This is a genomic window from Actinoplanes sp. L3-i22, from assembly GCF_019704555.1.
Lineage (GTDB): Bacteria > Actinomycetota > Actinomycetes > Mycobacteriales > Micromonosporaceae > Actinoplanes.
Genome location: NZ_AP024745.1, coordinates 8,803,427 through 8,822,527 on the forward strand (window position 1 = coordinate 8,803,427; position 19,101 = coordinate 8,822,527).

Genomic DNA, 19,101 nt, shown 5'->3' on the forward strand with positions numbered 1-19,101 from the left:
TGGTCGGTTCGCTGGAAGCTCAGCAGTCTCATCCTGATGAGCGTGCTGCTCGCGGTGGCGCTGGGCGTCACCGCCCTGGTCAACATCACCCGGCTGGCCACCGCCTCGACCGCGCAGGACGAGCTCCGCCAGACCAGTCTGCTGCTGTCCCGGCTGGACACCACCGCCACGATGGTGCGCAGCATCGTGAACGGCAACATCGGCTTCCCCGAGGACACCGCCAACTTCATCGCCCTCAACAAGCCGTTCCTGGCCGAGGGCGACGACCTGATCAGCCAGTTGACCGCCCGCGAGCTCGCCGCGGCCGGCTCGCTGGGCACGTCCTGGCAGGCCTACTCGACGACCGCGTCCGGGGTGCAGACCCAGCTGGGCGACGGGGCGACGAAGGCCGAGCGGTATGCCGCCGGCGAGTCGCTGTTCACCGCGAACAAGGCGTTCTCCGCCGACCTGACGACCGTGATCGACTCGATCGCGAAGCAGGCCACGGCGTCCGACGCGGCACAGAAGAGCCTGGTCAGCCGGGTTCGCTGGACGGTCGGCCTGGTGCTCGCGATCGGCCTGGCGCTGCTGGTCGGCGCGGGTTTCCTGATCGGCCGGTCGATCCTGCGGCCGCTCGCCGTGTCGGTCGCCGCGCTGCGCCGGGTCGCCCAGCGCGACTACACCGCCGACGTGCCGGTGACCAGCCGCGACGAGATCGGCCAGATGTCCGCGGCGGTGAACGAGGCGGTCGGCGACATCCGCCGGGCGATCGGCACGATCGCCGAGAACGCCCACTCGCTCCGCGCGGCCTCCGAGCGCCTCACCCTGATCAGCGGCGACGTCGACGCGTCGTCCGAGCAGGCCGCCGGCCAGGTCAGCACGGTCTCCGACTCCAGCACCCTGGTGACCGAGCGGGTCCGGGAGGCCGCGCAGGGCGCCGAGCAGATGACCGCCGCGATCCGGGAGATCGCCGGGAACACCACGACGGTCGCGCAGATCGCGCAGGGCGCGGTGGAGACCGCGCAGCAGACCACCGCCGCGATGTCGAAGCTGTCGGCGTCCACCGACGAGATCGGCAACGTGATCAAGCTGATCACCAGCATCGCCGAGCAGACGAACCTGCTCGCCCTGAACGCGACGATCGAGGCGGCTCGGGCCGGCGAGTCCGGCAAGGGCTTCGCGGTGGTCGCGAGCGAGGTCAAGGACCTGGCGCAGAGCACGGCCCGGGCCACCGAGGACATCGGCCAGCGGATCGAGGCGATCCAGGGCGACACCAGCCACGCGATCGAGGCGATCGGCCGGATCGCCGACGTGATCAACGAGATCAACCAGTACCAGGCCAGCATCGCCGGCGCTGTCGAGGAGCAGACCGCCACCACGAACGAGCTCAGCCGCCTCTTCGACGACGCCGCCCACGGCGCGGACGCGATCCACCGCTCGATCGACCAGGTCGCCACGACCGCCTCCCAGACCGCCAACGGCGCCACCTCCACCCGCCAGGCCGCCACCGACCTGGCCGGCCTCGCCACCAGCCTCAACGACGTGGTCTCCCGCTTCCGCATCCACGCATGAGCAAACCCCCAAGATCAAAATCCGATTAGGGTACGGCCACAGCCCCGCACCTTCGCTTCGTCCGCTCCACTCCAGACGTCGCGGCTGTTCGACGCCACGGCCCGGGTGGGAGCGATTCCATCGCGGCGTGACCGCCATGCGAGCCCACCGATAGATACGGGTCGATTGTTGTTGAAAAACGCCGGGGCCTATCCTCGGCAGCGTGGATCTCGAGTTCCGTGGTGAGCTGTGGTTCTGGAAGGGGCCGGCGCCCTGGCACTTCGTGACCGTGCCGGCGGAGCAGTGCGACGAGCTGGAGGCGGCGTCGTCGCTGGTCAGCTACGGGTGGGGAATGATCCCGGTAGCGGCGCGGATCGGGGGCACCGACTGGACGACGTCGCTGTGGCCCAAGGACGGGCGCTACATCGTGCCGGTCAAGGCGCGGGTGCGGGCCGCGGAACGGATCGACGTCGGTGACACCGTGTCGATACGGCTGTCGCTGGACGGCGTCGGATGAGCGTGCGCGGCGCCGACCTGCTGAGCGTCGACGACTACGGGACGCCGCGCTGGCGGGTGCCGGCCGGCGGCGTGGTCTTCGAGGTGGACGCGGGCGAGGTCGTCGCGCTGGACGCCGCGGTGCGGTCGGCGACGAACGTCCCGGTGGTGGTGGCCGAGGATCAGGAGACGGTGCGGTTGCCGCTCGGGGAGCTGGCTTCCTTCGTACGGGAACGGCTGATTCTTTTCGGTCTTGATCTTGATTTGTCGGAGTGGATGCCGGACCCGGCCGAGGTCGCGTCGCGGGTCGATCTCGAGCACTGGCCGCTGGACCCGCCGGTGGCCGACGCCGACGTGACCGATCTCGTGCTGCTCGCGGCGATGTGCGCGATCGGTCCGGAGGCGACCGCGGTGGACGCCACGGGCCGGTGGCGCGGCCTGGGCGGATTCGGCGAGGAGCAGCCGGAGCACGAGCTCGGGCCGCTGCCGGAGGGGGCGATCGCGGTGACCGCCGCGGTGCACGACGAGCGCGTGGAGCGCCTGGCGTTCGCCCTGCTCGGGCCGGGCCGGGCGCTCCTCGCGATCACGCTCGCCTAGTGCCTTTCCGCGCGCGGATCGGCAGGCGCGCGGATCGGCAGGTGAGACCCTAGAACGCGGCGTCGAACAGGCCCTGCAGGCCGGGCGCGTCCGCCTCGCCGCTGTAGCCGCAGGTGATGATCTGCCCCTGCGACGCCGCGACCAGGTACTTCTTGCCGGCCTCGAAGGAACCGCTGCCCATCAGCCCCTCGGACGCGCCGGGCGCCTGCGGGACGTGGACCAGATCGACCGCCGCGCCCTTGTAGACGTTCGTGACCTGCAGCGTCACCGTGTCACCGGCGACGTCGCGGACGGTCGCGGCGAACGCCAGGTCGGCGCGCGACGCCAGCACCTCCGCCGTCGGCTCCACGCACTTGGCCGCGATTCCCGCGCCGGTCAGAGTGATGGCCGTGGGCGCGGCCGTGCTGACCTGATCATCACCGGACGGCGGGCGGAGCTGAAGCCAGGCGAGGCCGGCGCCGACGACCAGGACGAGGGCCGCGGCGGCGAGCAGGGCGGTCCGGCGCCACCGGGACGGCGGCGTGACGGTGGGGGCGTCGGCGAACGGGGTGGCCATGGTCTGCTCCAGGAGGTGGTCGACGCGGGCGGGAGGCAGCGGTGGCAGCGACGCCGCCGGGTCGGCACGGCGCAGGGTGGTACGCAGATCGTCGTCGGTCACGGCCGGCTCCCTTCTGTCGACTCCTCATGTCCGGCAGCCTCGATCAGCTTTCGCAGCTTCTGTTTGGCCCGGTGCAGCCGGATCGTCGCGGCGTTCGTGGAGATGCCCAGGACCAGGGCGATCTGGGGCGGCGTGAGGTCCTCCCAGGCCCACAGGCGCAGCAACTCGGCGTCCTCGGCACGCATCTCGGCGAGCACGGCGGTCAGATCGGTCTCGGTCACGGCCGGTTCGGCCACCGCCTCCGGCGGCGGATCGAGAACGGCGATCCGGGCGGCCAGCCGGGCTTGGCGGCGCCGCCCACGGTCCGCGTTGGCCAGGCAATTACGAGCTACGCCGTACGCCCAGGGCAGGTGCTCGCCGGGCATCTCGTCCAGTCGCCGCCAGCAGATCAGCAGCGTCTCGGAGAGCACGTCGTCGGCGGTCGCCGGGTCGGTGCGCCGCGCCAGGTAGCGGCGGACGGCGTCGATCACCGCCGGGGCGATCGCCTCGAACCGCTTCCGGCGGTCGTCCACGTTCACGGGGTCCACCCTGCTCCATGTCCGGCACGGGGCCGGGGCTTTCACCCCGTACCGAATAATTTTGTGGCGAAGCGGAGAAGCGGGGCGGCGTCGCGTCGGCCGGTCGTGACATGGTCGGCGGATGGAGCGGACCCTTTATCACCGGCTGGCCGGCGGCAGCGTCGATCGACTCGCGGCGATCAGCGACGGCATCTTCGCGGTGACCATGACGCTGCTGGTGCTGGACCTGCGCGTCCCGGTGATGGACGAGATGCGCCGGCAGCGGCCGCTGTGGAGCGATGGGGCGATGGAGCCGGAGCGGGCGCTGTTCAGTCTGCTGGCGCACGTCGGCCCGAGCGCGCTGGCGTTCGCCCTCAGTTTCCTGACGCTCGGGATGTTCTGGCTCGGGCAGCAGACCCAGCTGAACTTCTGCGCGCGCGGCGACCGGCAATTGAGCTGGCTGCACCTGACGTTCCTGCTGGGCGTGTCGTTCATGCCGTTCTCGACCGCGCTGCTGGCCGAGTTCATGACGGTCCGCCTGGCGCTGCTGGTCTACTGGCTGAACCTGCTGGTGCTGGGCCTGCTGCTGCTCGCCTGCCTGCGGTACGCGGACCGGGCCGGCCTGCTGCGCGAGGACCGGGAACCGGGCTTCCGGGCGAGCCTGCGCCGCCGGATCGTGGTGGCACAGGCTCTCTACCTGGTCGGGGTGCTGCTGGCGGTGTGGAACACGTACGCCGGAGTGGGGTTGATCGTGCTCTTGCAGCTCAACTCGGCGTTCGCGCCGAAGATCCGCCCCTTCGACCGGTTCTGATCACATGCCGTCGCCGGACCAGTCGCCCCGGCTGCGGGAGCGGACCGGCATCGTGGAGATCACCGGGGCGTGCTCGTGCGGGTAGTTCTCCGCGTGGCCGCCCCACTTGACCCATTCCTCGGTGGTGTACCAGTTGATCAGCTCGCCGTCCGAGCGGATGATCCAGTCGATGTCGGTCTCGGCGACGAAATGCCCGTGTTTCACGCCCGCCGGCCGGAAGCAGTAGGTGCCCTCGTCGATGTCGCCGAAGTTGTACGCCATCCGCCCGCCGAGCGTGTAGAACTCCTCGTAGCAGGGGTGATGCGCGAGCCGGTGGTCGGTCCAGCCCTGCTTCGCCCGGATCAGCCGGGTGTAGAAGCCGGTCTTCGGGTCCCGGTGCAGCAGCTTGATGTAGAGCGGGGTGAGCGGCCCGACCGACGGCGCCTCCACCCAGTCCATGGTGTTCGCGTCGACGACGGTGGCGGTCAGCTCCGTTCCGCCGTCGAGCGGGTCGAAGCCGGCGTCGCCGTACTCCCGCCAGTGCAGGACGCGCGACCCCTCCCGGATCTTGATCCAGTCCATCGCCTCGCCCTGCGGCACCTGGACGTAGCCGCCCGGCCCGAGCTCCCGGCCGCCGTACAGCATCGAGCCCTCGACCACGTAGAACTCGGTGTCGGCGTGCGGGGTCCCGGGGCCGCGGCCCCAGTCCGCGGTCGCGTGCAGCGACAGCGACGACGACCCGTCCTCCTCGTCGGTGGACAGCCGTCGTTCCAGGATCTTGCCCTCGCCGAACGGCAGTTCCCCGGCGTGGAAGATGTAGTCGTCCTCGTGGATCAGTTCCACGTGTGCCCTCACGGCGTACTCCTCAGCTCGCGTTTCAGGATCTTTCCGGCGGCGTTGCGGGGCAGCGCCGGCACGGCTCGGTACTGCTTGGGGACTTTGAAACCGGCCAGCCGTTCGCGCAGAAACGCCTCGAGTACGTCGGGCTCCAGGGGGCCCTGACCGACCAGATATGCGACCACCCGTTCACCCCAGCGGTCGTCGGGCTCGCCGACCACCGCACACTCGGTGACCGACGGATGGGTGAGCAGGACCTCCTCGACGTCACGCGGGTACACGTTCACCCCGCCCGTGATGATCACGTCCTTGACCCGGTCCACGATGGAGAGGAAGCCCTCCTCGTCCCGGATCACGATGTCGCCGGACGTCAGGAAGCCGTCCGCGGTGGTGCAGGCCGCGGTCGCCGCCGGGTTCCGGTGATAGCCGTTCATCAGGTACGGCGATCGGCTGAACAGCTCGCCCGGAACGCCCGTCCCGACCGGCTCCCCGTCCGGGCCGACCACCCGCACCTGCGTCGCGAACCACGGATGCCCGACCGAGCCGGCCTTGCGCCGCGCGTCCGGCGGGCGCAGATTCGTGACCACGCCGGCCTCGGTGGAGCCGTAGAGCTCGTGCACGCCCACGCCGGGGAACGCCTCGAACACCCACTCCTTGAGCACCTTCGGCAGCGCCGCGGCATTGAAGTAGAGCGTGTCCAGGGTCGTTGATCGGGGTGGTTCGGGCATCGCGGCGCGAATCAACTGGGCGTGCGTCGGGACCAGGAAGACCGACTGCGCGCCGTCCCGATCGATCATGTCGAGCAGCCGGTGCGGATCGAACGAGCGCAGCATGCTGACCGTGCCGCCGCAGTAGACCGACGCGTAGGCGAACGCGAACCCGGCCCCGTGATACATCGGCGCGACCGCGATCGTGCGGCGCCCCGGCCCCAGCCCCCACTCCAGCGCGGTGGCATAGAACGTCAGGCAGCGGGACCGGTGCGAGATCAGCACGCCCTTCGGATCCCCGGTGGTCCCGGCGGTGTAGGCGATGCAGAACGGGTCCCGCTCGTCCACCGCGATCCACGGATCCACGCTGCTCGCCGCGCCGAGCCAGGCCTCATAGGAAGACCCGATCAAAACCCGATTGAGGGGTACGTCGTCAACCGCCCCGGCCAGCGCCTCGTCCACCAGCACCGCCCGTGCCCCGGAATGCTCCAGGATGAACGCCACCTCGGGCGCGGTCAGCCGCGGATTGACCGGCACCAGCACCAGCCCGGCCTTGGCGATCCCGGCCGCGATCTCCGGATACTCCAGCCGGTTGCCGCAGAGCAGGGCGACCCGGTCGCCGTACCGAAGACCCTGCTGGAGCAGCCCACAGGCGACCCGGTTGGAACGTTCGTCGAGCGCCGCGTAGGTGAGCGTGCGGTCGCCGTCGCGCACGGCGATCACGTCCGGGGTCGCCCGGCCGAACTCCCGAATCCCGCCGGCGATCGTCAGATCCGCCCCACCAGCCCGCAACATGCCAGAATGGAAACACCGTTTCCATTCGGCGCGCAAGAGCCCCGAACGTTTTCCACACCAGCGACTTGTCCACAGCCCCCCAACCCGATCATGAATCCCCAGGCCACAATTACGGCAGTGGAGGTGGCCCCCCTTGGTGAGGGCGGGTCATGTTCAGTTGGGGGGCCAATCCGTCAAATGGCCTTAGGCGGGAAATTTCCGGCTCGACCGATTTGGGCCGGCACCTCGATGCCCAACTCCGAGCCGATCCACGATCCGGCCTCCGCTGCCACCGGCACCGAGACCCCGGTCCGCAAACCCGACCGGTTCAGCAGATACGCCAGGTCCTCCGTCGCGATGTTCCCGGTGGCGGCCGGCGCGAACGGGCACCCCCCGATCCCGCCGACGCTGCTGTCGAGCGCGGTGAATCCCGCCGCCACAGCCGCCATCGCGTTCGCATACCCGGTGTTGCGCGTGTTGTGAAAATGCGCCCGAAGAGGCAGGCCCCCGCGCACTTCCGGGGCGCCCACCGCAGACGAACCGCCGCCCGCCGTAGACGAACCGCCGCCCGGCGCGAACGAACCAGCGCCCGCCGCAGACGAAATCGCCCCGCCGGCGTGCGCCTTGAACGGCGTCGTCTCGCGGACCGCGGCGGCCAGCTCGGTGACCTGCGGCGGGACGCCCACCCCGATGGTGTCGGCGAGGCACAGTTCGTCGATCGGGCCGGCCTCGTCGACGATCGCCCGCACCCGGGCCACCGGCACCTCCCCGCTGAACGGACACCCGAACGCCGCCGCCACCGTCAATGTCACGAAAAATCCGGCATCTCGGGCTCGCGACGCAACCTCGCGAAACGCCGCGAGCGACGCCATCGTCGCCACCCCTTGATTCCTACGGGAGAATTCATCGCTGGCCACCACCACATAGTTGATCTCGTCCGGCCGAGCGTCCCCGAGCGCCAGCGCCCGCTCCAGTCCCCGCCCGTTCAACACCAGAGCGACATACCGAACCCCCTCCACCCGCGGCACTCCCCGCAACACCTCGGCGGCGTCCGCCATCTGCGGCACGAGATCGGGACGGGCGAACGCCGCCACCTCGATCCGGCGCAGCCCGGCCGCGATCACCCGCCGTACCAAATCGATCTTGACTGCCGCAGGCAGGATCTTCTTCTCGTTCTGCAGCCCGTCCCGGGGACCGACCTCGACGATCTCCACCCGACACCCCCTGTTCCGTCTAGCGAAACATCGTTTCACACGGATAGGGTGCTGTCATGACCGCGCCACTCGCCGACATTCGAGTCCTGGAAACCGGAACCCTGCTCGCCGGCCCGTTCTGCGGCCAGCTCCTCGGGGATTTCGGCGCCGAGGTGATCAAGCTGGAGGATCCGGGCCGCGGCGACCCGATGCGCCAGTGGGGGCGGGAGAAGCCGCACGGCCAGTCGCTGTGGTGGCCGGTCGTCGCGCGGAACAAGAAATCGGTCACCTGCAACCTGCGCGAGCCGGAGGGGCAGGCCCTGGTCCGCCGCCTGGTCGAGCACGCGGACGTGCTGCTGGAGAACTTCCGGCCCGGCACGCTGGAGCGCTGGGGGTTGTCGTACGACGAGCTCGCGAGGATCAATCCGCGGCTGATCCTGGTCCGGGTGACCGGTTACGGTCAGACCGGGCCGTATGCGCCGCGCGCCGGCTTCGGCTCGATCGGCGAGGCGATGGGCGGCCTGCGGCACGTCACCGGCGAGGCGGACCGGCCGCCGTCGCGCAGCGGCATCTCGATCGGCGACTCGCTCGCCGCGACCTATGCCGCGTTCGGCACGCTGGCCGCCCTGCACGCCCGGGAGCGCACCGGCCGCGGGCAGGTCGTCGACTCGGCGATCTACGAGGCGGTCCTGGCCATGATGGAGTCGCTGATCCCGGAGTGGGACGTGGCGGGCTACCGCCGCGAGCGCACCGGCCCGATCCTGCCGAACGTCGCGCCGAGCAACGTGTACCCGACCGCCGACGGCTCGGACGTGCTGATCGCGGCGAACCAGGACACCGTGTTCCGCCGCCTGACCGACGTGATGGGCCGGCCCGAGCTGGCCACCGATCCGCGGTATGCGACGCACGGCTCGCGCGGGCAGCACCAGGCCGAGCTGGACCGGCTGATCAGCGACTGGACGGCGACCGTCCCGTCCGGGAAGCTGCTCGCCCTGCTGCACGAGTCGGGCGTGCCGGCCGGCGGCATCTACACCGCCGAGGACATCCTGGCCGACCCGCACGTGCGGGCCCGCGAGGCCGTGATCACCGTCGACCACCCCGAGCTCGGGCCGCTGAAGATGCAGAACGTCGCCCCGCGGCTCTCCGGGACCCCGGGCGCGGTGAAGTGGCCGGGGCCGGCGCTCGGCGCCAGCAACGACGAGGTCTACCAGGGCATTCTCGGTCTGACCGGCGATGAGATGGCCGGCCTGCGCGAGCGCGGCATCATCTGATGACCGGGCTCGGCGAGGACTACGCGACCGCCGGGTTCGCCCGCCGGCTCGGCTGGGGAGACCGGCCGGCGGTGCTGCTCGTGGACCCGGCGGTCGCGTACACCCGGCCCGGTTCGCCGCTCTACCTGGGCACCGGGGAGATCGCGGCGCAGGCGATGGCCGCGCTGGCCGCGTCGGCGCGGGCGGCCGGTGTCCCGGTGGTCTGGACCCGGGTCCACTTCGCGGACGCGTCGTGCGCCGAGGCGCCGCTGTTCGCCGCGAAGGTGCCCGCGCTGAAGGCGTTCGCCGAGGGCAGCGCGCTGGCCGGTTTCGCGCCGCCGCTCTCCCCCGCGCCCGGCGAGACGGTCGTGGTCAAGCACTACGCGAGCGCGTTCGCCGGCACGTCGCTGGCCGCCTGGCTGACCTCGCACCGGATCGACACGCTGGTCATCGGCGGTTTCTCGACCAGCGGGTGCGTGCGGGCGTCGGCGCTCGACGCGCTGCAGCACGGCTTCCGGCCGATGGTCGTGCGCGAGGCATGCGCCGATCGCGCGCCCGGCCCGCACGAGGCCAACCTGTTCGACCTGGACGCCAAGTATGCCGACGTCATCGCCCTCGACGAGGCGCTCACCGAGATCCCGCGCCGAGGACCAGATCAAGATCAAGACCATTCCGCCGTACGGCGATAGCCCGCGCTTCTCCGAGCCGGGCGCGGTGCTGCGGCCGTACGTCGCCATGGTCTTGATGGAAGCCGGCGCCCACGGCGAACCGTGCCGTGAGCGCCGGGTCTTCAGCCTAGGGAAGCGTGACGATCGTGCCGGCGGTGAGCAGCGACTGGTAGTAGGTGCCGCCGGGGTAGTTCGTCGCGGTGGTGGTCCCGGCGACCGTGTCGTTCGCCCAGGCCACCGCGAGGGTCTGCAGCGCGGTGACGTTGGCGGCCTTCGACGCCCCGGCGGTCAGCGTGCAGAGGAAGTTCGTGCTGGAACCCTCGGCGTCGCAGTGGCTGCCGGTGGTCAGCCGGACCCCGAGGAACGGCCGGTTCAGCGTCGTGGTCAGCTCGACCGTGCCGCTGGCGTTGCTGTTGGCGGTGTAGGGCGGCGACGAGATCGTGTAGATCGGCAGCGTCGTGCCGCCGATCGCGGCCAGCCCGGTCGCCATGTTGGTGCCGGACGGGGACTTCACCGGGTCGAGCAGCTGCAGGAACCTGAGGTTGGCGAAGGCCGCCGGATAGGTCGTCCTGAGGATCCCGGCGACGTAGGTGACCGCCTCACCGCCGGCCGAGTGCCCGGCCAGGACGAGCGGGGCGGGCAGCGTGCTGCCGGTTCGCCCGGCCGTCGCCGCCGCGGACGCGTAGCTCACCGCGAGCGGGCCGGCCGGGTTGCCGAACCAGGCGGCGACGTTCTTCAGGAAGGCCGGGTTGCTGCCGGTGTTGTTGACCGTGCAGCCGGAGCCGTTGGTCGACGGCAGGGTCGGCACGAACACCAGGAAGCCCGCGGCCTGGTACTTGCCGGCCAGCGCGGCCATGTTGCCCTTCGAGCGGGAGAAGCCGTGCTGCAGGTAGACCAGCGCCTTCGGGCTGGTCGCCGCCGGGAAGTACCAGTCGGCGGCCTGGTGGTTCGTGCTGCTGCCGCAGGCGACGTCGACGGTGTTGCTGACCACGGTGGCCGCCGCGGACGCTGGTGCTGGGACGCCCAGCAGGGCCGCCGCGGTCACGACGATCGCGGCGAGAAGACGGGACAGGGACACGGGACCTCCAAGGTCAGCCGTAACACTCTCCGAAACAGTGTTTCCATTAGCGTGTATCGATGCCCGAGTGTCAAGGCCCACCCCTCAGCCGCCGACGTGCCGCAGCACCGCCAGGACCCGCCGGTTGTCGTTGTCCGAGGCCGGCAGGCCGAGCTTGGCGAAGATGCTCGCCACGTGCTTCTCCACCACGCCGGGCGTGATGACCAGGGCCGCCGCGATCCCGGCGTTGGACCGGCCCTCGGCCATCAGCGCCAGCACCTCGCGTTCGCGGGGCGTCAGCGCCGCCACCCCGGCCGGGCCCGGCCCGGCCCGCATCAGGTGGCCGACCACCTCCGGGTCCAGCGCGGTACCGCCGGAGGCCACCCGGGTCAGCGCGTCCACGAAGTCGGCGACGTCGGCGACCCGGTCCTTGAGCAGGTAGCCGACGCCGGACGGCCGGTCCGCGAGCAGGCGCGTCGCGTAGCGGGTCTCCACGTACTGCGAGAAGACCAGCACGCCGACGCCGGGATGGTCGCGCCGGATGTCGAGCGCGGCGCGCAGGCCCTCGTCGGTGTGCGTCGGCGGCATCCGGATGTCGACGATCGCCACGTCCGGCACGAAGGCCGCGATCGCCGACCGCAGCGCGTCCGCGTCGCCGACCGCCGCGCACACCTCGAAGCCGCGGTCGGTGAGCAGCCGGACCAGCCCCTCGCGCATCATCGCGGCGTCCTCCGCGATCACCACCCGCATGTCGTCCTCCCCGCTGCCCGCATCACACGTGGGTGGGCAGGTCGATCGCGACCCGGGTCGGGCCGCCGGCCGGGCTGTGCACGCGCATCCGGCCGTCCACCACGGCGATCCGGCGGGCCAGGCCGGACAGGCCGGGACCGGCCGGGTCGGCGCCGCCGCAGCCGTCGTCCTCGACGGTCAGCGTCAGGTGCTCGCCGGAGCCGGTGACGCCGAGCGTGATCCGGCGCGCCCGGCTGTGCTTGGCCGCGTTCGCCAGCAGCTCGGCGGCGCAGAAGTAGGCGATCGTCTCGATCGCGGGCGCCGGGCGGCCGGGCAGCGCGACGCCGACCGCGACCGGGACGGCGCTGCTCGACGCGAGCGTCGCCAGCGCGTCGCCGAGGCCGTTGTCGAGCACCGGTGGGTGGATCCCGCGGACCAGATCGCGCAGGTCGGCGAGGGCCTCCTTGGCCCCGCGGTGGGCGAGCGCGACCAGCTCGCGGGCCTGCGCGAGGTCGGGTGGCGGGCCGTCGGCGCCGAGCTTCTCGGTGGCCATGCCGAGGTTCATCGCGAGCGTGGCCAGCCGGATCTGCGCGCCGTCGTGCAGGTCGCGCTCCAGCCGGCGCATCATCGCGGCCGCGTCGTCGATCGCCCGGGCCCGGCTGACCCGCAGCTCACGGACCCGCTCGGCGAGCCGGGGCGGGGCCAGCAGCCGGCGCATCGCGGCCACGTCCAGGGCGGCGCCGGCCCGCATCACCCAGGGCGCGGCCAGCAGCATGGCGAGGCCGGCCGCGGCGATCAGGAACGACCCGGCGAACGTCCGGGCGCTGATCATCCCGAACGGCGTCAGGGCCCGGACCGGCCCGAGGGTGGTGCCGGGCGGGTGGTTGCGGAACAGCGGCCACCACACCGGGTAGCTGAGGTTGACCACGCCGAACAGGTAGCAGAACGCGCCGTACCCCTCGGGGATCGCCAGGGGCACCTTGAGCAGGGCGTACCCGACGGCGCGCCAGCCCGGCCCGTCGGCGACCCACCGCGCGGCCCGGGGCGGCGGGCCGTCGACGCGCACGCCGAGCTGCCGGTCGGCGAGGGCGCGCTGCCCGGCGCCGAGCGCGCGCCCGAGCCGGGGCGCCAGCACGACCAGCAGCGCGACGGTGAGCGGGAACAGGACCAGGAAGACCGGCGCGACCACCGGCGCGGGCTCGTCGGCCATCGCGCCGGCCGCCTTGAGGATCAGGACGGCCGCGGCCGGCAGCGCCGCCGGGACGGCCAGGACGGCGACGGCGACGACCACGCCGGCGACGCAGAACACCACGTGGCGCAGGGCCAGGCTGGTGAACGGGGCGCGCAGCGCGGTCATCGGCTCATTCTCTCCGGTCATGCCGCTACCGGTCTCACGCGTCCCGGCTGCGGAGCAGGACGCCGCCGAGCAGCAGCGCGACCGCCGCGTACCCGCACATCAGCAGGGCGCTGACCCAGCCGGCGAACAGCCCGGGGATCGGCGCGGTCACCGCGATCGAGTTGAGCAGCATCAGCAGCGGGACGAACCGGCCGACCTCGATGCCGCTCGCGCCGAACAGGCCCACCACGATCATCGGGACGAAGGTCAGCCCGAACAGCGTGCCGATCGCCGCCCCCGAGTGCCGCAGGACCGTGCCGACACCGACCCCGATCAGCGCGGTGGCGCCCAGGTAGACCCCGGTCAGCAGGACCGGGCGCAGGATCGCCGGGTCGCCGAGCGAGGCGGCCGGAATGGCGGTCCCGCGGATCGCGAGCTGCCCGCCCAGGTAGCCGGCGAAGCTCGCGAGCAGCCCGGTGGCCAGCGCCGCACCGCCGCCCACCACGGCCTTCGCGGTCAGCACGGTCCGGCGCCGGGGGACGGCGGCGAACGTGGAGCGGATCATCCCGGTGCTGTACTCCCCGGTCACCGCGAGGACGCCGAGCGCGCCGAGCAGCAGCTGGGCCAGGATCGCGCCGCCGAGGCTGTTGTTCAGGATCTGGGCGGCGGTGGCGACCGGCGTGTGTGACCGGTACCCGACACCCACGCCGGCGCCGGTGGCGGCCATCGCGACCACCGACGTGATCGCCAGCCACCACGTCGACCGGACGCTGCGCAGCTTGATCCACTCCATCCGCATCGTGGCGCTCATGCCGCTGCTCCCCGGTAGTCGGTGGCCTCGTCGGTGAGCCGGAAGAACGCGTCCTCCAGGCTCTCGGCGCCGGCGGCGAGCTCGGCGACGGTCGTCTCGGCCAGCAGCCGGCCGCGCCCGATCACCACCAGCCGGTCGGCGGTCAGCGCCATCTCGGCGATCAGGTGGCTGGACACGAAGACCGTCCGGCCCTCGGCGGCGAGCCCGCGCAGCAGGTCCCGGATCCAGCGGATGCCCTCCGGGTCCAGCCCGTTGACCGGCTCGTCGAGCAGCAGCACGCCCGGGTCGCCGAGCAGGGCCACCGCGACGCCGAGCCGCTGGCGCATGCCGAGCGAGTAGGTGCCGGCCCGGCGCCCGGCCGCCTCGGTCAGGCCGACGACCCGCAGCACCTGCTCGACCCGGGCGGCGGGCAGGTCGTTGCCGGCGGCCAGCGCGGCGAGGTGGGCGCGGGCGCTCCGGCCGGGGTGGAACGCGCCCGCGTCGAGCAGCGCGCCGACCCTGGTCAGCGGCTGTTTCAGGGCGGTGTACCGGACGCCGTCGAGCAGCGCCTCGCCGCTGTCCGGGGCGTCCAGGCCGAGGATCATCCGCATCGTGGTGGACTTGCCGGAGCCGTTCGGACCGAGGAAGCCGGTCACCACGCCCGGCTGGACCCGGAAGCTCAGCCGGTCGACGGCGACCCGGCGCCCGTAGCGTTTGGTCAGTTCACGTAGTTCGATCACACGAACGACGCTAGGCAAATCCGGCGGTGGTCAGAAGCCGGACAGCCCCCGCTTCGCGGTGGGGGTTTTCCCCGGGGTGTCCCGCCCGGGAACGACGGAGCCCGGCGCCACCGGGCGCCGGGCTCACCTTCCGGATTCGTCGCGCTGCGTCACTCCTCGCCCGCGCCGAGGTGCCACGGAACGACCAGCGGATGGCGTTCCTCGTCGCGCGCGGCGATGCCCTCCATCGATCGCAGGTATTGCCGGCGCGTGATGTCGCCGTCCATCAGCTGGGTACAGAGCACGCCCTCCAGGCTCGCCGGAGCGAAGAAGGCCTCCGGCACGAGCAGCGGTTCTTCCGCTTTGCGTGCCTCGGCGCGGACCCCCCGCACTGCGAGCACGCAGGCGGCGACCAGGACCAGGATGAGCAGGAAGAGGATCAGCATCGCCACCGCCTTGTCGAATCTTGAGCGGGCCGAATTCGTCCGCCTTGTCAAAGCAAACGGATCACAGGGCGTATCGGTTCACGGTTTCCGGACGATCTCTGTCAAGCCCGGATCCGGGCGTTCCCCCGAACGGCTCCCCGATCGGGTACGGGGGATGTCCACGACTGGTGATCACTGGCTACTGTCCAGATGTGCCCGGAAAATCCGGTTCACCGCTTAAAACACACTAAATGCGTGCTGTGCGCAACCGGGCCGTCTGTCCACATTGCTCAGGGAGCACGATGCCCTACGACTACGACAGCTTCAGCCGTCTCGCCGGATCCGCGGATCCGGCCCCCGAGGGTGACTACCGGGTCCGGCTCAAGCGCCTGGCCCACCATCGCCCGGTACGCAGCCTCCTGATCGCGGGTTTCGCGTTCACCTGTGAGGCCACGTTCTTCGGCTGGCTGCTCACCTCCGCCGACCTGTCCGGCGGGCTCGCCGCGCCGACCACGATCATGATCGCGGCGATCACCCTGATCGAACTGTTCCGCCTGGTCAACGTGGTGACCCTGTGCCTGGCCACGCTGCGGGCCCGGGACCCGGTGCCGGTGCCGCCGGAGCGCGGGCTGCGGGTCGCCTTCCTCACCACGATCGTGCCCGGCAAGGAGCCGATCGAGATGGTCGAGGGCACCCTGCGGGCCGCCCTGCGGATCTACGGCTCGCCGGACGTCTGGTTGCTCGACGAGGGTGACGACGACCAGGTCAAGGACATGTGCAAGCGGGTCGGGGCGCATCATTTCAGCCGGAAAGGCGTACCCAGGTGGAACGCCGAAGGCGGCGCCTTCAAGGCCCGGACCAAGCACGGCAACTACAACGCCTGGATGGACCGGCACGGCGACGAGTACGACGTGTTCGTCTCGGTCGACCCGGACCACGTCCCGCTGCCGTCGTTCTGCGAGCGCCTGCTCGGCTACTTCCGCGACCCGGACGTGGCGTTCGTGGTCGGCCCGCAGATCTACGGCAACTACGACAACCTGGTCACCCGGTGGGCGGAGTCGCAGCAGTACCTGTTCCACTCGCTGCTGCAGCGGGCCGGCAACAAACTGGGCTCGCCGATGCTGGTGGGGACGAACAACGCCGTACGCATCAAGGCTCTTCGCTCTGTCGGGGGTCTGCAGGATTCGATCACCGAGGACATGGCGACCAGCCTGGCGATCCACGCGGCCCGCAACCCGGCGACCGGCCGGCGCTGGAGCTCGGTCTACACGCCGGACGTGCTCGCGGTCGGCGAGGGGCCGTCCTCCTGGACCGACCTGTTCAGCCAGCAGCACCGCTGGTCACGCGGCACCGACGAGGTCTGCGTGGCCGGGTTCTGGAAGCGCGTCCCGAAGCTCGGCGTGCGCCGGTCGCTGCACTACGGGCTGCTGATGGCGTACTACCCGCTGACCGCGATCGCGTGGCTGCTCGGCACCGCCACCGCGGTCGGGCACATCGTGCTCGGCGTGCGCGGCGTGCAGGTGCCGCAGCAGGTCTGGTCGATGCTCTACGTCGACGCGGCACTGTTCCAGGTCGGGCTCTACCTGTGGAACCGGCGGCACAACGTCAGCCCGCACGAGGAGGCCGGCTCCTCCGGGTTCGCCGGGATGCTGCTCTCCACGCTGTGCGCGCCGGTCTACGTGGCCTCGTTCCGGCAGACGCTGCTGCGGCAGCGGGCCGGTTTCGTGGTCACCCCGAAGGGCGACTCGGCCAGCCCGGACCGGATCGCCACCTTCCGGGCGCACCTGAACTGGGCCGCGTTCTTCGCGGTGCTGCTGGTCACGGCGGTGGTCACCGGTCGCACCCAGGGGCTGATGTGGCTCTGGCCGACGGTCAACCTGGCGATCTGCCTGGCCCCGCCCGTGCTCTGGGCGTTCGGCCGGCGACCTGCGCCGGCCCCCGCGCGAATTCCCCACCAACGAACAAAAGAGCCGATTAGGACGTACGCATGATCCCCCGACCCCAGCCCACCATGGCCCGCCGCCTCCTCCGCGGCCTGGCCGTGCTCCCCGCCGTCGCGGCGATCCTCGCCGCCAACCGCCCGATCGTGGTCTTCGCCGCGGACCGCTACCACGAGTTCCGGATCGACCGGCCCGCCTACAAGGAGACCTACGGCCACTGGTCGATGCTGGCGGTCCCGGACCAGTTCAAGATCAACGCGATCCACGCGGCCCTGCTCAGCACCGGCAAGGTGCTGATCGTGGCCGGCTCCGGGAACAACCGGCAGAACTTCGAGGCCGGCACCTTCAAGACCATCCTGTGGGACCCGGCCACCGACAAGTACTCGCTGGTCCCGACGCCGACCGACATGTTCTGCGGCGGCCACACGTTCCTCGCCGACGGCAACCTGCTGGTCGCGGGAGGCACCAAGTCCTACGAGGTACTTCCGGAGAACATCAAGTTCGCGGCCGGCGTCATGAAGATCAAGAACGAGTCGCCGGACGGCGGGCCCCGGCTGATCAAGAAGGGCACGGTCTTCCTGGCCCCGGACGGCAGGCGGTACGCGACCCGCACCGACGTGACCGTGCCGGTCGCGATGAAGATGCGGCACAACGGGCAGACCATGGTGCACGCCGGCGAGGTCGAGGTGTGGGCCGACGCGCTGATCGCCGGGGACTCGCAGGTGATCGAGCAGCCGGCGCAGTACCGGATCGAGGGACTGACCGGGCCGGCCGCGCGCAACCTCTACGGCGTCGCCGACAAGATCAGCCGGGACAAGCAGGAGTACGGCGGGGACAACACCTCGTACGAGTTCGACCCCAAGACCGAGCAGTACGTCCGGACCGGCAACCTCACCGACCACCGCTGGTACCCGACGCTGGCCCCGCTCCCCGGCGGCAACGTCATCGCCGTGTCCGGTCTCGATCAGTTCGGCCGGATGCTGCCCGGCCGTAACGAGGTCTACTACGCCAAGGACAAGCGCTGGGTCGCCGCACCGAAGCTGACCCGGGTCTTCCCCACCTACCCGGCCCTGTTCGTCGCCCGCGACGAGCGGCTGTTCTTCTCCGGCTCGAACGCCGGGTACGGCTCGGCGAGCGAGGGCCGCACCCCCGGGCTGTGGAACATGCGCACCAACGACTTCCAGCCGGTGCCCGGCCTGCGCGACGCGACGATGACCGAGACCAGCGCGTCGGTGCTGCTCCCGCCGGCCCAGAAGCAGCGGGTGATGATCCTCGGCGGCGGCGCGGTCGGCGACTCCCCGGTCTCCACCGCCCGGACCGCGATCGCCGACCTGGCCGCGAAGCACCCGGTCTGGGAGCCCGGGCCGGACCTGCCGCATCCGACGCGCTACCTGAACACCGTGGTCCTGCCCGACGACACGGTCTTCACCAGCGGCGGGTCGGCCGGCTACCGCGGCGGGCCGTACCACGGGCAGACCCGCAGCGACCTGCTCACCGCGCAGATCTACGACGTGGGCGCGAACGTCTTCCGGACCGCGGCCGCGCCGACGGTCGGCCGCGACTACCACTCGGAGGCGCTACTCCTGCCGGACGGCCGGGTGATCACCATGGGCAGCGACCCGATCTACGACCGCGACGGCAAGAACCCGGGCGTGTTCGAGCAACGCATCGAGATCTACAGCCCGCCGTACCTGTTCAAGGGCGCCCGCCCGGCGATCGTCGACGGCCCGGCCGAGGTGGCCCGCGGCGCGGTCGTCCAGTACGCCACCCCGGACGCCGCCCGGATCGAGACCGCCCGCCTGATCCGCCCGGCCGCGGTCACCCATGCGACCGATGTCGATCAGCGCTCGGTGGCGCTGCCGCTGCGCCGCACCGCGGGCGGCGTCATGGTCCAGATCCCGAAGGAGAAGGGCCTGATCCCGCCGGGCTGGTACATGCTCTTCGTCACCGACACCAAGGGCGTCCCCTCCCCCGCCCGGTGGGTCCACGTCTCTTAGATCAAAATCCGCCGACGGTACGGCCCGGGCCCACGCCCGGGCCGTGGCCGCCCGCCACGCGCGGCCGTTTTCCCCCAGCCGCTCCCGGTTCGGGCCGGGCTGCAGGCTACCG

The 19,101-nt window shown here is 71.5% G+C and carries 19 protein-coding genes; 8 read left to right on the forward strand and 11 right to left on the reverse strand.

Translation table 11 applies throughout. The features are described 5' to 3' along the window. Positions 1-36: 36 nt before the first annotated feature. The 3 genes from L3i22_RS39460 to L3i22_RS39470 all read left to right on the forward strand — a co-directional run bounded on the left by L3i22_RS39460 (position 37) and on the right by L3i22_RS39470 (position 2,622). Complete coding sequence (locus L3i22_RS39460; RefSeq protein ID WP_221322562.1) at positions 37-1,551, forward strand: methyl-accepting chemotaxis protein; 1,515 nt, start codon at positions 37-39, stop codon at positions 1,549-1,551. Positions 1,552-1,753: 202 nt separating this feature from the next. Then, a complete protein-coding gene (locus L3i22_RS39465; protein WP_221322563.1) occupies positions 1,754-2,047 on the forward strand; it encodes a DUF1905 domain-containing protein in 294 nt (97 codons plus the stop codon). Then, positions 2,044-2,622 carry a hypothetical protein gene (locus L3i22_RS39470; RefSeq protein ID WP_221322564.1) on the forward strand — a complete coding sequence of 193 codons (579 nt, stop codon included), beginning with the start codon at positions 2,044-2,046 and terminating at the stop codon, positions 2,620-2,622. Before L3i22_RS39465 ends, L3i22_RS39470 begins: the two co-directional genes overlap by 4 nt. Before the next feature lie 49 nt (positions 2,623-2,671). Here the strand turns inward: L3i22_RS39470 and L3i22_RS39475 are convergent, their stop codons facing one another. Further along, entirely contained in the window at positions 2,672-3,280 is a 609-nt protein-coding gene (locus L3i22_RS39475) for a hypothetical protein (RefSeq protein ID WP_221322565.1), read from the reverse strand. Beyond that, positions 3,277-3,798: an RNA polymerase sigma factor gene (locus L3i22_RS39480; RefSeq protein WP_221322566.1), complete on the reverse strand. Its 522-nt coding sequence runs from the start codon at positions 3,796-3,798 to the stop codon at positions 3,277-3,279. The genes L3i22_RS39475 and L3i22_RS39480 overlap by 4 nt, the downstream gene beginning before the upstream one ends. A gap of 121 nt (positions 3,799-3,919) precedes the next feature. Between L3i22_RS39480 and L3i22_RS39485 the strand changes: the two genes are divergently transcribed. Then, positions 3,920-4,588 carry a TMEM175 family protein gene (locus L3i22_RS39485; RefSeq protein WP_221322567.1) on the forward strand — a complete coding sequence of 223 codons (669 nt, stop codon included), beginning with the start codon at positions 3,920-3,922 and terminating at the stop codon, positions 4,586-4,588. On the opposite strand, the gene L3i22_RS39490 is transcribed toward L3i22_RS39485, so the two are convergent. The 3 genes from L3i22_RS39490 to L3i22_RS39500 all read right to left on the reverse strand — a co-directional run bounded on the left by L3i22_RS39490 (position 4,589) and on the right by L3i22_RS39500 (position 8,099). Continuing rightward, complete coding sequence (locus L3i22_RS39490; RefSeq protein ID WP_221322568.1) at positions 4,589-5,422, reverse strand: DUF4437 domain-containing protein; 834 nt, start codon at positions 5,420-5,422, stop codon at positions 4,589-4,591. Next, positions 5,419-6,906 (reverse strand): class I adenylate-forming enzyme family protein, encoded by a 1,488-nt coding sequence (locus tag L3i22_RS39495; RefSeq protein ID WP_221322569.1) that lies wholly within the window; start codon positions 6,904-6,906, stop codon positions 5,419-5,421. The genes L3i22_RS39490 and L3i22_RS39495 overlap by 4 nt, the downstream gene beginning before the upstream one ends. Positions 6,907-7,079: 173 nt before the next feature. Continuing rightward, the gene (locus L3i22_RS39500) at positions 7,080-8,099 is read right to left on the reverse strand and encodes a hydroxymethylglutaryl-CoA lyase (RefSeq protein WP_221322570.1); all 1,020 of its coding nucleotides are present in this window, start codon (positions 8,097-8,099) and stop codon (positions 7,080-7,082) included. 56 nt (positions 8,100-8,155) lie between these two features. Here L3i22_RS39500 and L3i22_RS39505 point away from each other — a divergent pair, with 56 nt between their 5' ends. Next, positions 8,156-9,349 (forward strand): CaiB/BaiF CoA-transferase family protein, encoded by a 1,194-nt coding sequence (locus tag L3i22_RS39505; protein ID WP_221322571.1) that lies wholly within the window; start codon positions 8,156-8,158, stop codon positions 9,347-9,349. Next, positions 9,349-10,017: an isochorismatase family protein gene (locus L3i22_RS39510; protein WP_221322572.1), complete on the forward strand. Its 669-nt coding sequence runs from the start codon at positions 9,349-9,351 to the stop codon at positions 10,015-10,017. The genes L3i22_RS39505 and L3i22_RS39510 overlap by 1 nt, the downstream gene beginning before the upstream one ends. A 106-nt stretch (positions 10,018-10,123) precedes the next feature. On the opposite strand, the gene L3i22_RS39515 is transcribed toward L3i22_RS39510, so the two are convergent. The 6 genes from L3i22_RS39515 to L3i22_RS39540 all read right to left on the reverse strand — a co-directional run bounded on the left by L3i22_RS39515 (position 10,124) and on the right by L3i22_RS39540 (position 15,073). Then, positions 10,124-11,074, reverse strand: coding sequence for an alpha/beta hydrolase (locus L3i22_RS39515; RefSeq protein WP_221322573.1), 951 nt, complete (start codon positions 11,072-11,074; stop codon positions 10,124-10,126). Between the two features lie 84 nt (positions 11,075-11,158). Continuing rightward, positions 11,159-11,803 (reverse strand): response regulator transcription factor, encoded by a 645-nt coding sequence (locus L3i22_RS39520; protein WP_221322574.1) that lies wholly within the window; start codon positions 11,801-11,803, stop codon positions 11,159-11,161. Between the two features lie 22 nt (positions 11,804-11,825). Next, positions 11,826-13,160 carry a sensor domain-containing protein gene (locus L3i22_RS39525; RefSeq protein WP_255657515.1) on the reverse strand — a complete coding sequence of 445 codons (1,335 nt, stop codon included), beginning with the start codon at positions 13,158-13,160 and terminating at the stop codon, positions 11,826-11,828. A gap of 13 nt (positions 13,161-13,173) precedes the next feature. Continuing rightward, a complete protein-coding gene (locus L3i22_RS39530; RefSeq protein ID WP_221322575.1) occupies positions 13,174-13,929 on the reverse strand; it encodes an ABC transporter permease subunit in 756 nt (251 codons plus the stop codon). Then, positions 13,926-14,648: an ATP-binding cassette domain-containing protein gene (locus tag L3i22_RS39535; RefSeq protein WP_221322576.1), complete on the reverse strand. Its 723-nt coding sequence runs from the start codon at positions 14,646-14,648 to the stop codon at positions 13,926-13,928. The genes L3i22_RS39530 and L3i22_RS39535 overlap by 4 nt, the downstream gene beginning before the upstream one ends. Before the next feature lie 149 nt (positions 14,649-14,797). Beyond that, a complete protein-coding gene (locus tag L3i22_RS39540; protein ID WP_221330378.1) occupies positions 14,798-15,073 on the reverse strand; it encodes a hypothetical protein in 276 nt (91 codons plus the stop codon). Between the two features lie 281 nt (positions 15,074-15,354). Between L3i22_RS39540 and L3i22_RS39545 the strand changes: the two genes are divergently transcribed. Then, on the forward strand, positions 15,355-17,043 hold the full coding sequence (locus L3i22_RS39545) for a glycosyltransferase family 2 protein (RefSeq protein WP_221322577.1): 1,689 nt from the start codon (positions 15,355-15,357) through the stop codon (positions 17,041-17,043). Beyond that, positions 17,040-18,989 carry a galactose oxidase early set domain-containing protein gene (locus L3i22_RS39550; RefSeq protein ID WP_221322578.1) on the forward strand — a complete coding sequence of 650 codons (1,950 nt, stop codon included), beginning with the start codon at positions 17,040-17,042 and terminating at the stop codon, positions 18,987-18,989. Before L3i22_RS39545 ends, L3i22_RS39550 begins: the two co-directional genes overlap by 4 nt. Positions 18,990-19,101 lie beyond the last annotated feature (112 nt).